The 11,883-nt window shown below is 69.8% G+C and carries 14 protein-coding genes; 6 read left to right on the plus strand and 8 right to left on the minus strand.

Annotated features, from left to right (window positions below; translation table 11 throughout):
* Nucleotides 1-55: 55 nt before the first annotated feature.
* Together TSO221_RS12420 and TSO221_RS12425 are read left to right on the plus strand one after the other, a co-directional pair.
* Nucleotides 56-1,783, plus strand: a complete 1,728-nt coding sequence (locus TSO221_RS12420) for an ABC transporter ATP-binding protein (RefSeq protein ID WP_158284070.1) — start codon at nucleotides 56-58, stop codon at nucleotides 1,781-1,783.
* Nucleotides 1,784-1,909: 126 nt separating this feature from the next.
* Entirely contained in the window at nucleotides 1,910-2,218 is a 309-nt protein-coding gene (locus TSO221_RS12425) for a hypothetical protein (RefSeq protein WP_109118811.1), read from the plus strand.
* A gap of 52 nt (nucleotides 2,219-2,270) precedes the next feature.
* Here the strand turns inward: TSO221_RS12425 and TSO221_RS12430 are convergent, their stop codons facing one another.
* From TSO221_RS12430 to TSO221_RS12445, 4 genes are read right to left on the minus strand one after another with little or no spacing between them, the layout of a single operon-like run.
* Nucleotides 2,271-2,819 (minus strand): GNAT family N-acetyltransferase, encoded by a 549-nt coding sequence (locus TSO221_RS12430; RefSeq protein ID WP_109118812.1) that lies wholly within the window; start codon nucleotides 2,817-2,819, stop codon nucleotides 2,271-2,273.
* Nucleotides 2,819-3,349 carry a tail fiber protein gene (locus TSO221_RS12435; protein ID WP_109118813.1) on the minus strand — a complete coding sequence of 177 codons (531 nt, stop codon included), beginning with the start codon at nucleotides 3,347-3,349 and terminating at the stop codon, nucleotides 2,819-2,821. The genes TSO221_RS12430 and TSO221_RS12435 overlap by 1 nt, the downstream gene beginning before the upstream one ends.
* A gap of 15 nt (nucleotides 3,350-3,364) precedes the next feature.
* Nucleotides 3,365-3,931, minus strand: a complete 567-nt coding sequence (locus TSO221_RS12440; protein WP_109118814.1) for a tail fiber protein — start codon at nucleotides 3,929-3,931, stop codon at nucleotides 3,365-3,367.
* Nucleotides 3,932-3,965: 34 nt separating this feature from the next.
* The gene (locus TSO221_RS12445) at nucleotides 3,966-4,511 is read right to left on the minus strand and encodes a tail fiber protein (RefSeq protein ID WP_199229465.1); all 546 of its coding nucleotides are present in this window, start codon (nucleotides 4,509-4,511) and stop codon (nucleotides 3,966-3,968) included.
* 350 nt (nucleotides 4,512-4,861) lie between these two features.
* Here TSO221_RS12445 and TSO221_RS35370 point away from each other — a divergent pair, with 350 nt between their 5' ends.
* A complete protein-coding gene (locus tag TSO221_RS35370) occupies nucleotides 4,862-5,032 on the plus strand; it encodes a hypothetical protein (protein WP_158284071.1) in 171 nt (56 codons plus the stop codon).
* A gap of 70 nt (nucleotides 5,033-5,102) precedes the next feature.
* Nucleotides 5,103-7,049, plus strand: coding sequence for an asparagine synthase-related protein (locus tag TSO221_RS12450; protein ID WP_109118816.1), 1,947 nt, complete (start codon nucleotides 5,103-5,105; stop codon nucleotides 7,047-7,049).
* A 15-nt stretch (nucleotides 7,050-7,064) separates the two neighbouring features.
* On the opposite strand, the gene TSO221_RS12455 is transcribed toward TSO221_RS12450, so the two are convergent.
* The 3 genes from TSO221_RS12455 to TSO221_RS12465 are packed head-to-tail and all read right to left on the minus strand — an operon-like array spanning nucleotide 7,065 to nucleotide 8,688.
* The gene (locus tag TSO221_RS12455) at nucleotides 7,065-7,967 is read right to left on the minus strand and encodes a serine kinase (RefSeq protein WP_109118817.1); all 903 of its coding nucleotides are present in this window, start codon (nucleotides 7,965-7,967) and stop codon (nucleotides 7,065-7,067) included.
* Nucleotides 7,964-8,392, minus strand: a complete 429-nt coding sequence (locus TSO221_RS12460) for a lasso peptide biosynthesis B2 protein (protein WP_109118818.1) — start codon at nucleotides 8,390-8,392, stop codon at nucleotides 7,964-7,966. Before TSO221_RS12460 ends, TSO221_RS12455 begins: the two co-directional genes overlap by 4 nt.
* Nucleotides 8,392-8,688 (minus strand): PqqD family protein, encoded by a 297-nt coding sequence (locus TSO221_RS12465; protein ID WP_247878025.1) that lies wholly within the window; start codon nucleotides 8,686-8,688, stop codon nucleotides 8,392-8,394. The genes TSO221_RS12460 and TSO221_RS12465 overlap by 1 nt, the downstream gene beginning before the upstream one ends.
* A 140-nt stretch (nucleotides 8,689-8,828) precedes the next feature.
* On the opposite strand from TSO221_RS12465, the gene TSO221_RS12470 reads away from it, so the two are divergent.
* Nucleotides 8,829-9,248, plus strand: a complete 420-nt coding sequence (locus TSO221_RS12470) for an OsmC family protein (RefSeq protein ID WP_109118820.1) — start codon at nucleotides 8,829-8,831, stop codon at nucleotides 9,246-9,248.
* Nucleotides 9,249-9,251: 3 nt separating this feature from the next.
* Here the strand turns inward: TSO221_RS12470 and TSO221_RS12475 are convergent, their stop codons facing one another.
* The gene (locus TSO221_RS12475) at nucleotides 9,252-9,620 is read right to left on the minus strand and encodes a hypothetical protein (protein WP_109118821.1); all 369 of its coding nucleotides are present in this window, start codon (nucleotides 9,618-9,620) and stop codon (nucleotides 9,252-9,254) included.
* 276 nt (nucleotides 9,621-9,896) lie between these two features.
* Between TSO221_RS12475 and TSO221_RS12480 the strand changes: the two genes are divergently transcribed.
* Entirely contained in the window at nucleotides 9,897-11,687 is a 1,791-nt protein-coding gene (locus TSO221_RS12480) for a GGDEF domain-containing protein (protein WP_109118822.1), read from the plus strand.
* Nucleotides 11,688-11,883 lie beyond the last annotated feature (196 nt).

An 11,883-nucleotide genomic window follows, 5' to 3' on the forward strand; every position in this document is an offset into this window, starting at 1 on the left:
GGCGTCTCCGGCGCCATCCGCGACCGCGTGCTTCGCCGCCCTGATTCGTGATGTCATGGCGTTCGCTCCCCTGCGTGTGGCGAGGGTGGCGGCGCTCACCATCGTGGCCGTGTGCGCCGAGGGTGCCGGTCTGCTGCTGCTGGTGCCGATCCTCGGCCTCGTTGGCGTGGACGGGCCGGTGCGGACCGCCGGCAGCCTCCTGGACGGCCTGGGCATCGGGGCGTTCGGACTGGAACCGGCGCTGGCCCTGTATGTGCTGCTGGTGGGGATCGCCGCCGCGGTCGTTCAGGCGCGCTGGCTGGCGGTGTTGCGGTTGCGGCTGGACTACGTGGACGACCTTCGCCAGCGCCTGCACGCCGCGCTCATGGGGATGGAATGGCGCGCGTTCGCGCGGCTGCGCGGTGCCGAGGTGGCGCACGTCCTGACGACCGAGGCCGACCGCTCCGCGGTCGGGGTGGAGTTTCTGCTGCGCATGGCCGGCTGGGCGGTCGAGGTGCCGGTGCTGCTTCTGGTCACCGCCAGTCTGTCCCCGGCGATGACGGCGGCGGGGCTGCTGCTGGCCGGCCTCTCCGCGGTGCTGATGAGGCCGCTGAACCGCCGCACCTTCGCCCTCGGCCGCGCGGTGGGCGAGGCCTCGCGCGCATGGCAGGCCGATCTGGCGGACGATCTCGCGGGCATGCGGGTGGTGCGCAGCTTCGCTCTGGAAACCACGCGGCGGGAGCGGTTCAGCGGCGGCGTCGGGACGCTGCGGGAAAGGCAACTGGCGTACCAGCGCGCGGCCGGCATCGCGCGAACCTCGACCCAGATCGGCGCGGCGGCGATCGCGGCGGTGGCCGTTCTCGTCGCCATGCGCGGGTTCGGCGTCGCGCTCGCCGACACGCTGGTGCTCATTGCCGCCTTCGCCCGGATGGCGGCGGCGGCCGTGCGCATCCAGGACGGCTGGCGGATGGTCCTGCACGCCCTGCCGGCGCACGCGGCGACGCAGGAGCGGATGGCCGCATGGCGCGCCGCGGCCGAGGCGGCGCAAACCGAAGCGGAGGCGCCATCGATGCCGCTGCTTCGGGAGATCCGCCTGGAAGGGGTGTCCTACCGTCACGCCGAGGGCGGAGCACCGGCGCTCGACGGCGTGACTGTCGTCATCCCCGCGCGCGCCGTCACCGCGGTGGTCGGCCCGTCCGGGGCGGGGAAATCGACGTTGGGGGACCTGCTGCTTGGCCTCCTGGTGCCGATGGAAGGCCATATCCTGGTGGACGGCCGGCCGCTGGACGGCGCGGCGCGGCGCGCCTGGCGGGCACGGGTCGGCTATGTGCCGCAAGACGGCTTCCTGTTCCATGACACCATCCGGGCAAACCTCGCGCTGGCTGCGCCGGAGGCCGGGGAGGAGGCGATGTGGGCCGCCCTGGAGCAGGCCGCGGCGGCGGACTTCGTGCGGGGGCTGCCGCGTGGGCTGGACACGGTGGTCGGCGATCGCGGCACCGCGCTTTCCGGCGGCGAGCGTCAGCGCCTGTCGCTCGCCCGGGCGCTGCTGCGCGCGCCCGATCTTCTGATCCTCGACGAGGCGACCAGCGCGCTCGACGGCGAGAGCGAGCGGCGCGTTCTTGCCTCGCTGGACGCGCTGCGCGGGAAAGTCACGCTGGTGGTGGTGGCGCATCGCGCCTCCACGGTGCGCGGGGCCGACCGAGTCGTCGTGCTGGACGGCGGGCGGGTCGCGACGGCGGGCGACTGGCAGGCGGTCGAGCGCGCGGCCGGCCCGCTGCTGTCGCGGCTGCACCTGACGGCGTGACCTCGGGCATACGGGGGTATGAAGCCGGGGCGCGAGCGGCGGGTCGGACGTTCAACCATTTGCAGTGGAAGCGGGTGGCGTGGCACACTCGGCAGCATTCCCACCATGCCCTTCCGGACAGGCAGCATGACCGATCTCTCGACGCTGGTTCTCGATTCCTTCGCGCCGCACGTCGGCACCGCCTTCGTGCTGGAACACCCCGAGGTGCAGGAGACGTTCACGCTGGTGGACGCGACGGCGCTGTCCTCGCACGACCACCCGATGAAGAAGCGCGACCCGTTCTCGCTGTTCTTCCACGGCAGCCGCACGGACATCCAGTTCAACCAGCAGATCCTGCCGCTGAAGCACGAGGTCATGGGCGAACTGGAGATCTTCGTGGTGCCCATCGCCCGCAACGACGACGGCACGATCCGCTACCAGGCGGTGTTCAACTGAAAAGGGAAGGGGGCCGCAAGGCCCCCTTCACCGTTTCCGCGGACGCGGCGGCTTACGCCGGCGCCCACTCCATGAGCCAGTACGGGCCGGTCTGGCTGATGTCCCGGAAGCCCAGGCGCGCGTAGAGGCGCTTGGCCGGGTTCTCCTGCTCGACGTGGATGCTGACCTTCTTGCCCTCGGCGAGCGCCTCCTCCTGCACGGCGGTGAGGAAGGCGGTGCCGAAGCTCTTGCCGCGCGCTTCGGGCAGGAAGGCGATGTCGACCACGCGCAGGTCCGAGTGGTGGCCGCGGTCGAGCAGCAGGCGGCCGACCGGTTCGCCGTTCCGCTCGACGATGAAGAAGTCGGAGCGGGTGTAGTGGGTGGTGTAGTGGTGGTGCTGCTTGCTGTACTGGTCCTCCAGGAAGGCGAGGCGGATCTCGTCGTTCCACTGCGGAACGCGCTGCACCTCTTCCCAGCGCAGGGAGACGTAGAGGCGGCACAGGAACGGCACGTCCTCCTCCGTCTGGCGACGGAGGGTGATGCCCTGGCCAACGAGAACGGCCGGAACGGCGAAGGGTCGCCGTTCCGGCATGCCGGAAGCTGCGGTCGCGCCGTCGGCCATCAGGCTTTCACCGGGTACTCGCCGTACGTGCAGATGCAGAAGTTCATCACCAGGTACGGCTGGCGGTCCTCATGCGGCGCGCTGCCGCCTACGACGCCGACCATCTGGACCGACATGGTGGTGTCGTAGGTGTCGGTGGAGGTGTAGTCGAACTGCTTGTACGTGCGCCCCAGATACGAGGTGCTCGTCGGGATGTTCGTCGCCTGCGTCGAATTCGCCACAAACATGGCGTTGAACTGGTGCTGGTGGACCGGCATCTGGCTCTGCACCAGCGTCACCGCGGTGGCGCCGAAGCTCTTGCTGAACGTGCGGGGAGTCAGCCCAGGGCCCGTGCCCTGGTTGCACACCGCGCTGCCCATGAGGTTCGGCAGCTGGAATGTGGTCTGGCCGTTGCCGCCGAACTGGGCTCCGAGGATGGTGAAAAGCACCTGGAACTGGTTGATCTGCAGCATCTGGCCGTTGCACTGCGCCCAGTTTTGCGGCGGGAAGCTGAAGCCGAAGATCCGGATCTCTCCGTAGAAGGCATCCATTGTCCGGGTCTCCCCTCAGTTCGGCCGGGTGGGGTAGTTCCCCAGGATGGCCATGATGAAACTGATCGTGGTGGTGATCATGCAGTTGTTGTGTGGCAGGCCGCCGCCGGAATAGGTGACTGTCTTGGTGTCGAACTGGACCGCGGTCACGGCGGGGGGCAGGGTGGTGGTGTAGAGGCCGGTGATGCCCAGCGCGGTGTCGGGTACCACCTGCGCGTACAGCATGGTCGATCCGACGGTCTGCGAGGTTGCGTTCGCCGTGGTGGCGTAAACCGGGTGGGTGTGCGCCGGCATCTCGGCCTGGGTGAGCGTGTGGTTCTCTTCGCCACCGTTCTGACCGATGACGCGGGCGGTCAGCGGGGGGTTCGTCGTCGTGTTGGTGCCCTGGCCGATCGGAAGGCGGCCGCGCAGGTCGGGCGCGTTGAAGGTGTTCACGCCGTCGCCGCCGTAGGTCACGCCGATCAGCGAGAACAGCGCCTGGTTCTGCTGAACGCTCAGCGACTGGCCGTTGCAGAAGATCCAGTCCTGCGGGTTGTAATTGCCGGCGAACAGGCGGATTTCGCCGAGAAAGCAGTCGGACATGTGTGTTCCTCCGAATCTCCGGGTGCGCCGGGGATCACTGACGCGGCGGGAAGAGGCCCAGGGTGGCGATGCAGAAGTTCATGACCAGGAACGGCTGCACGTTGTTGTGCGGGGAACTGCTGCCTTCGGTCGAGAAGGTGTCGTTCGCCAGGGCAACAGCCGACCCGGATGTCGGCGGAGCGTAGATGTTGATCGAGGTGGTCATGCCCGTGCCGAGGCCGACGGTTGCCGGCAGGGCGCTCTTCGGGGTGCTGGCGTTGGCCTTGGTGCCGCCCAGCGCGTTCACCGCGTGATTGTGCGCCGGCATGTTGGAGACCGACAGCGTCACCGCCTCCGCTCCGCCCGTCTGGCCGATTTGATAGGCAAACCCGTCCTGGCCCACGCCAAGGTGCAGCGGCGTCCGGCCGCGCAGGTCGGGCAGATTGAACGTGGTGCTGCCGTTGCCGCCGAAAGTCTGGCCGAGCAAGGCGTTCAGCGCCGCGTTCTGCTGTACCGGCAGCGACGCGCCGTTGCACAGCGCCCAACCCGTCGGAGCCCAGCTCCATGGAAAAATGCGCACTTCACCCAAGAAGGGATCCACTATAGCCTCCCTCGATCATGCCGACACAAATCGGCGGCGGAGCTCCCGTCGCTGATCTGTGGTTGAAGCAAATCAGAGAAATTGCGAGCGGTCCACACCACACACACGTGGTGGTTTGTTTTTGATCTAGGCGCATACCGCCATATGCGAATGGGCCGCACCAGAACGCGCAATTATGATTGTATGCGACAGATTATTCGCTTGTTCAGACCAAATGCGACATCCCCAGTTCCACGAATCGGGCGGGTATGCCATTGCTGGCAAGACGCGGCTGCCGGGCCGTTTACAAGCATGTGTGTTCGTGTTATGCATGCACCATGGGTTGTAAAGATCCCGTGGGAGATTGTGCGGTGGCCGAGCGCATGGTGGAGCAGAGCGGAGCGGAGCAATCACCCGTGGAGGGAGTGCGCAAGCCCTGGTTCGCGCCTGTTTTGTCGGTGTCGGCCGTCCAGGACGTCACGCTCATGCCGGACGATGCCGGAGAAGTCAACGAGGGCGGTTGGCCCGTCGCGAATTCGTAACCGGCCCAGTTGTGCAGGGTCCCGTTCGGCTTGAGAGTTGGGCCTGCGGGCCGGCAGTTAGACGGTTTTCATGAGCGCATTCGCTGGGTTTGTTTCGTTCGGCCCGGCAGGAATGCCGCCCGGGACCGTTGAGCGCTTTTGCGCCGGCCTGGATGGCAAAGGCCTCGGCAAACACGCGGTTCATTGTTTCGATCAGGGGGTTTTCGTCGTCCGTCAGCGCATCGTTGCGCCGGAGGACCGCCGTGAACGCCAGCCGTCCGCGGGGGCTGGTGGACGGGTGCTGTCGGTGTTCGATGGTCGTCTCGACAATCGGGACGAACTGCTGGACGCCCTGAATCTGCACAGCCTGCCCGACGCACCCCTCCCGGACGGAGAGATCGTCCGGGCCGCCTACGAACGGTGGGAGGAGGACGCCGTCCCCCGCCTGCTCGGCGACTTTGCGTGGGCGGTGTGGAACGGCCGTGACCGGCGGCTGATGCTGGCCCGGGATCACAGCGCGCTGCGCGCTCTGTTCTTCAGCCGCGGCGACGGCTTTGCCGCCTTCGCCACCGGCTACCGACCGCTGCTGGCCTTGCCCGAGATTTCGCGCGACGTGGACGAGTTGGCGGTCGCCGATCTGCTGCTGAGCAGTTCGGACGACAGCGGACGCAGCTTCTACAAATCCATATCGTGGGTCGGGCCGGCGACGCGGGTGGTGGTCGCCGCCGACGGCGTGCGCCAGGAGCGTCTCTGGGAGCCGGCGCTGCGCCCGACGCTGCGGCTGCCGCGCGACGAAGACTATGTCGAGGCGGCGCGAGCCGTCTTCGACGAGGCGGTGGCCTGCCGGCTGCGCATCGCCGGGCCGCTGGTGTCGGCGGTCAGCGGGGGACTGGATTGCAGCGCCGTCGCCGCCACGGCGGCCCGGCAGAGGGCGCCGGACACCGTGCATGGGCTGTGCGCGGTGCCGGTCGGCGGGGCGCCGCTGTTGGCAGGAGCGTCGCGCTACGCCGACGAGCGCCCCTTTGCCATGGCCCTGGCGGCCTGCCACCCGAATCTCAGCGTCGAATGCCTGGCGTCCGCCGAGCCGGCGCCTTTCGAGCTGGACCCCGTGCCGGTCTTTCTGAATGGCGCCGTGCCTTTCTCGGGGCCAACCAACCTCGGCTGGTTCATGGGCGTCTACCAGCGTGCCGGGGAACTGGGAGCGACGACGCTGCTGCAAGGCCATTGCGGCAACATCACCTTGAGCGCCGACGGCTTCGACCGCCTGTCGGTGCTGCGGCGGGACGGGGCGTGGCTGATGCTGCTGCGCGAGTTTGCCGCGCTGCGGCGCACGATGCCGGAGCCCCTTTGGAGAGGCCTGCTGCGCTATCATGCGCTCAAGCCGTTGCCGGGGCGACTGCGGGCGGGCCTGCGGTGGCTGCGGCACGGCGGCATGGTGCCATCGAGGCTCCCGCCCCTGATCCGCCCTGATTTCGTCCGCGACGCGAGCCTCGCAGAACGCTTCGCACGGGACAGCGCGGTGTTCCTGGATACGCGGGCCGCCAATGGGCGCCTGGCTTTCCTGCGCTATCTCGTGCTTCGGTCGCGCCCGGTGGTCGAGGGGATCGGGGCGCTCAGGATCGTCACCGGGATCACCCTATCCGATCCGTTTGGCGATCGCCGGGTGATCGACTTCTGCCTGTCGCTGCCGCCGGAGCAGTTCCAGTACGGCGGGGTGTGGCGGCGGCTGGCGCGCCGCGCCTTCGCCGACCGGCTGCCGCCCGAGATCACCGGGAATCGTCGGCGCGGTGCCCAGAACCCCGACTGGCACCTGCGCCTCACCCCCCACCGTGAGCACTTCGCGGCGGAACTGGAACGGCTGGACGGGTCACAACTGGCCGGCCGCATTCTCGACCTGCCGCGCATGAAGCGGATCCTGGCCGGTTGGCCGGACGATCCGCACGCCGTGGAGGGGAGCGGCGTCCTGTATCACTCAACGCTGATGCGCGCGCTTCACCTCGGCCGGTATCTGCGCTGGGTGGAGGGCGGCAACCAGTAGCGCCCGTGCGGTGCGTCAGCCGCCGTGCCGTGCGGCGATGGCGGCGACGGTGGCGTCGATGGCGCCGAGGTCGCGCAGGCGGACGAGCCGGAAGGACGGCAGCGCCACCAGCCGCATCATCGCCTCCAGCAACGGGGCCCGGCGGCCCATGTGCAGCGCCAGCGGGCGGCGATACACCGCTTCCAGCAGCGCGTCCATGGCCGCCACGCCACGCAGCCGTTCGATGCCGGTGCGATCGGCGTCGTCCGTCGTGGAGAGGTGGTAGACGGCGGCCAGGGGCAACGGACCCGTCCGGAACCGTTCGCCGACCGGAAGATGCAGCTTCTCCGTTTCGGCCCATCCGGGGTTCGGTACGGCAGCGGACAGGCCCAGTCCCGCGGCGGCATCCCGCTTCAGCTTGATCCGCGGGATCGACGGCAGCACCTGTGGTCCGCCGACGGCACAGGCGTCCAGCACGGTGATGTCGTCGGCCAGCACCGGGTGGCCGCCGCGCAGGAACGCGGCGGTCAGCGTCGACTTCCCTTCACCGGACTCGCCGGTGAAGGCCACCGCGCGTCCGCCGATCGCCACGCAGCCGGCGTGCAGCGGCAGCAGGCCGCGCTGGTGGCAGAGAATGCCGAACGTCGTGCCCAGCAGGAACACGCGGACGTCCGCCGCTTCCGCGTGCGGACACGGCTGCACGATGACGCTTCGCCCGGCCTCGACCAGATAGACGGCCACGTCCGCCACGGCGAACCGGCAGCGGCCATCGCCCCCGACCTGGAGCCACGGGCGTTCGTACACCGGCCGCGCCAGACGCTCGGGCACCTCGCCCAGCCGGACCTCGACATCCGGCGCGCGGTCGCCGCCGGCCCAGGGCGGCAGTTCGGGCAACGGCAGGTCGGAGCCGACCCTCAGCCCGCACAGCGCGTAGGTCATGCCCGGAACACCGCGATCGGGGAGTAGGCCGCGCTTTCGGCCCCGCCGCTCACCAGCACGTCGCCGCAGCGGCTCCAGGCGTGCGCCTCGATGCCGCCGCCGCGCCGGGCCACGCCGAAATGCACCTCCGCCGCCAGTCCGCGCCGCCGCAGCATCAGCGCCGCCGCGGTGGCTTGCGGCAGGCACACCGCCGCGAATGGCAGGTTCCGGCCGGCCCGCGCGACGGCCCGCGCGACGGCCCGCGCCGCCGCGGCATCGACGCGGCCGGCCGCCGGTCCGTTCGCATTGAGGCCGAAGAGGCGCATCACCCGCGCGAACGGCAGCGCCTTCAGAAGCGCGCAGACCATGGTGAGCGTCACGACGGCTTCGGTCGTCAGCCGCCGCTCCACCGCCGGAAGCCGCAGGAAACGCACGGCGCGCCGCATCAGCCGATCTCCACGAGCCCCTGCTCGGCCATGCCCGACAGCAGCGCCAGCACATCGCGCTCGATGGTCGCGGCCTCGGCGTCGTAGTGCCGGGACAGGTCGGACGCCAGGGCCGCTGCGGTCGTCGGCGTTTCCAGGCGCTTCCAGATGTCGGTGCCGATGGCGTCCAGGCCGAAATACACGCCCTTCTCGACGTCCATCATCACCACCTCGCCGTCCACCTCGGTGGCGAGCACGTCGACGACGCGCCGAACGCGCGTGTTGCGGTCGAGGGAAGGAATGCCGGACGTAGGCAAGGCAGGCTCGGCTGATCGTTTCGCGCGAGCAACCATGTTTGCAATCATCGCCGCATGCTGTCAAGGAACGGGGGCGGGACATCTTGCGTCCGGGGGGCGGCCTCGGCTAGCGTCGGGGCCGTTTTTCCTGGGAGGGTGGCATGAAGGCGCGCGTGAAGTGGGTGGACGGCATGATGTTCGTCGGCGAGTCCGGCAGCGGCCACGCCGTGGTCATGGACGCCGCCCCCGCGGTCGGCGGCCGCGACCTCGGCATCCGGCCCATGGAGATGCTGCTGCTGGGCATGGGCGGCTGCTCGTCCATCGACGTGCTGATGATCCTGAAGAAGGGCCGGCAGACCGTCACGGATTGCTGGGTCGAGCTGGAGGCCGAGCGCGCCGAGACCGACCCCAAGGTGTTCACGAAGATCCACGCCCACTTCGTGGTGACCGGCAGCAAGCTCGACCCGGCGAAGGTGGAGCGCGCCATCGCGCTGTCGGCGGAGAAGTACTGCTCGGCCTCGGTGATGCTGGGCGCCATGGCCCGGATCACCCACGACTTCGAGGTGCGCGAGGACGCCTGAGGCTCAGTGCGGCAGCGCCAGCAACCCGGCGATGCCGTCCAGCGTGCCGCGGTGCCGGCGCCAGCGCAGGCCGCGCTCGTCCACCTCGAACAAGCGGACGAAGGGGGTGCGCGGCAGGATCGGGTCCAGGTGAACCTCGACGATGTCGGCGCCCGACGGGCAGGTGTCGATCAGCGGGTCGGCGGATTCGAAGTCCCGCCCGCTGCGCAGGCAGCGCTCGGCGAAGCGCTCCAGCAACTCCGACGCGGAGTCGGAATCGCGCAGCGGCCGAAGCTCGGAGATCACCTGCGGCATGTCGCAGAATCCCGCCAGGAACAGGCCGGCGGCGTGCTGGTGGTCGTGCACCACCAGCTTGATGGGGCTGCGTCGCATGGGTGCGGTCCTCACAAGCGGATGTCGACCGAGAACAGGGCCAGGTCCACCGCCGCGTAGGTGGGCCGCCGGGCCAGCGCCGCGCGCAGCAGGCCGGTGAGGGGGGTGAAGAGGTGACGCATCGCCGTGTCCTCCGCCGAACAGGTGTGTCGCCGCCGCTTATGCCCCACGCATTGTGACAGTTTCCATCGCGCCCCCGACGGTCATGGGCCGTCACAAAACCGCAAGACGCGTCTGCTATAGGTTGCGTTCCCCGCCCCCACGCCGGAGCCGACGATGGGCTTGTCGATCCTGGACGCCCTGGAAGATGACGACGACGCGCCGTCGCTCCCGGTGATGGAGCGGTGGCGGGGGGTGCTGGCCGAGGTCGAGTACGCCTTCCAGCCCATCGTGCAGATGCGTTCCGGCCGCTGCCACGGCTACGAGGCGCTGATGCGCGGGCTGGAGCGCACGCCCTACGCCGATCCCGGCGCGCTGCTCGACGCCGCCTGCGCGCAGGGCGTGCTGGTGGAGGTGGAGGCGGCGCTGCACGCCAAGGCCATCGAGACCTACTGCGCGCTGGACGGCTGGCTGAGCGCCAAGCTGTTCCTCAACGTCGACGCCCGCGCGGTGGGGGTGAGCCCGCTCATGTGGCTGCCGGTGCTGGAGCGCTTTCCCGGCCTCGCCGTCACCTTCGAGATCTCCGAGCGCAAGGAGCTGCGGCCCGAGATCGGCATCGAGGCGATGATCGAGCAGTACCGGCGCGGCGGGCTGGGCGTGGCGCTCGACGATTTCGGGGTCGGCTACGCCGGGCTGAAGCTGCTGTACGAGGCGAAGCCAGACTACGTGAAGGTGGACCGCTTCTTCGTCGCCGGCATCGACCGCGACATGCGCAAGCGGGCCATCGCCAACGCGCTGATCAGCTACGCGCACGCGCTGGGCATCCTGACGCTGGCCGAGGGCATCGAGACGGAGTCCGAGTTCTACGCCTGCCGCGACCTGGGCTTCGACTTCGCCCAGGGCTACCTGATCGCCCGGCCGCGCACCGGATTGGCGGAGCTGCCGCTGTCCAGCCAGGTGGTCGAGTCCCTCAACCGCAACGACCGCCGCCGCGGCGCCGACAGCCGCCAGCGCGTCTACGAGGTGATGGAGCGGCTGGCGCCGCTGCCGGTCGGTTCGCCGAAGACGGCGCTGCTCGACTATTTCAGCGGCAGCGGCGCGCCGCTGGTCGCCCCGGTGGTGGACGACCACCGCCGCCCGCTCGGGCTGGTGCGCGAGCGCGACCTGAAGCGCTTCGTCTACTCCCGCTTCGGCGGCGAACTGCTGCGCAACAAGGGGGTGGGCGGCAACCTCGCGGACCTCGTGCTGCGCAGCCCGGTGTGCGACATCGCCACGCCGCTCGACCAGGTGATCGAGGCCTTCTCGGCGGAAGAGGCGACGGACGGGATCATCATCATCGAGGGCGGGGAGTACGCCGGTTTCCTGTCGTCGGGCGCGCTGATCCGGCTGGTGCACGAACGCAACCTCGCGGTCGCCGCCGACCAGAACCCGCTGACCCGCCTGCCCGGCAACACCGCCATCGTCCGCCACATCGAATCCGTGCTGGAGGACCGCGAGCGGCCGCACGTGCTGGCCTACCTCGACTTCGACAACTTCAAGCCGTTCAACGACACCTACGGCTTCCGCCAGGGCGACCGCGCCATCCTGATGTTCAGCGAGCGCCTGAAGGCCCTGGCCGGCGCCGGCGGCGCCTTCGCCGGGCACGTCGGCGGCGACGACTTCTTCCTGGCGGTCAGCGGCCTGGAGGAGGCGGAGGTGTGCGCCCGGCTGGCCGAGCTGGTGACCCGCTTCCGCTCCGACGCCGAGAGCCTGTACGACCCCGACACCCGGCGGGCCGGCCGGCTGGTCGCCAACGACCGCTTCGGCTATCCGCGCGAGTTCCCGCTGCTGTCGGTGAGCGGCGTGGCGGTGGTGCTGCCGCCCGGCGCGCAGGGCCTGACCCCGGATGCCATCAACGCCACCATCGCCGCCAACAAGGAACACGCCAAGAGCAGCGCCGAGAAGCTGCGTGTGGTGCGGCTGGGGTGATGGAATGCGCCCTCTCCCGGCCGGGTCGGGAGAGGGAGGGGACCCAGGCGCAGCCTGAGGAGGGTGAGGGCATCGGCTTCGCGGGAACAACTTGCCCCCACCCCGACCACCGGTCGCCCGCAAGTCGGGCGACCGCGCTCCGCCTACGATCGCCTTCGGCGCTCGTTGCCTTCGGCACCGGCTCCACGCCCCCGCC

Source organism: Azospirillum sp. TSO22-1 (genome assembly GCF_003116015.1).
Classification (GTDB): Bacteria; Pseudomonadota; Alphaproteobacteria; order Azospirillales; family Azospirillaceae; genus Azospirillum.

What these genes read in the sequence shown, in the direction of transcription:
- TSO221_RS12430 (WP_109118812.1), bottom strand. Translation starts at nt 2,819, where the DNA reads ATGGCCGACGGCGCGACCGCAGCTTCCGGCATGCCGGAACGGCGACCC.
- TSO221_RS12450 (WP_109118816.1), top strand. Translation starts at nt 5,103, where the DNA reads ATGAGCGCATTCGCTGGGTTTGTTTCGTTCGGCCCGGCAGGAATGCCG.
- TSO221_RS12470 (WP_109118820.1), top strand. Translation starts at nt 8,829, where the DNA reads ATGAAGGCGCGCGTGAAGTGGGTGGACGGCATGATGTTCGTCGGCGAG.
- TSO221_RS12455 (WP_109118817.1), bottom strand. Translation starts at nt 7,967, where the DNA reads ATGACCTACGCGCTGTGCGGGCTGAGGGTCGGCTCCGACCTGCCGTTG.
- TSO221_RS12475 (WP_109118821.1), bottom strand. Translation starts at nt 9,620, where the DNA reads ATGCGACGCAGCCCCATCAAGCTGGTGGTGCACGACCACCAGCACGCC.
- TSO221_RS12460 (WP_109118818.1), bottom strand. Translation starts at nt 8,392, where the DNA reads ATGCGGCGCGCCGTGCGTTTCCTGCGGCTTCCGGCGGTGGAGCGGCGG.
- TSO221_RS12480 (WP_109118822.1), top strand. Translation starts at nt 9,897, where the DNA reads ATGGGCTTGTCGATCCTGGACGCCCTGGAAGATGACGACGACGCGCCG.
- TSO221_RS12440 (WP_109118814.1), bottom strand. Translation starts at nt 3,931, where the DNA reads ATGTCCGACTGCTTTCTCGGCGAAATCCGCCTGTTCGCCGGCAATTAC.
- TSO221_RS12420 (WP_158284070.1), top strand. Translation starts at nt 56, where the DNA reads ATGGCGTTCGCTCCCCTGCGTGTGGCGAGGGTGGCGGCGCTCACCATC.
- TSO221_RS12435 (WP_109118813.1), bottom strand. Translation starts at nt 3,349, where the DNA reads ATGGATGCCTTCTACGGAGAGATCCGGATCTTCGGCTTCAGCTTCCCG.
- TSO221_RS12425 (WP_109118811.1), top strand. Translation starts at nt 1,910, where the DNA reads ATGACCGATCTCTCGACGCTGGTTCTCGATTCCTTCGCGCCGCACGTC.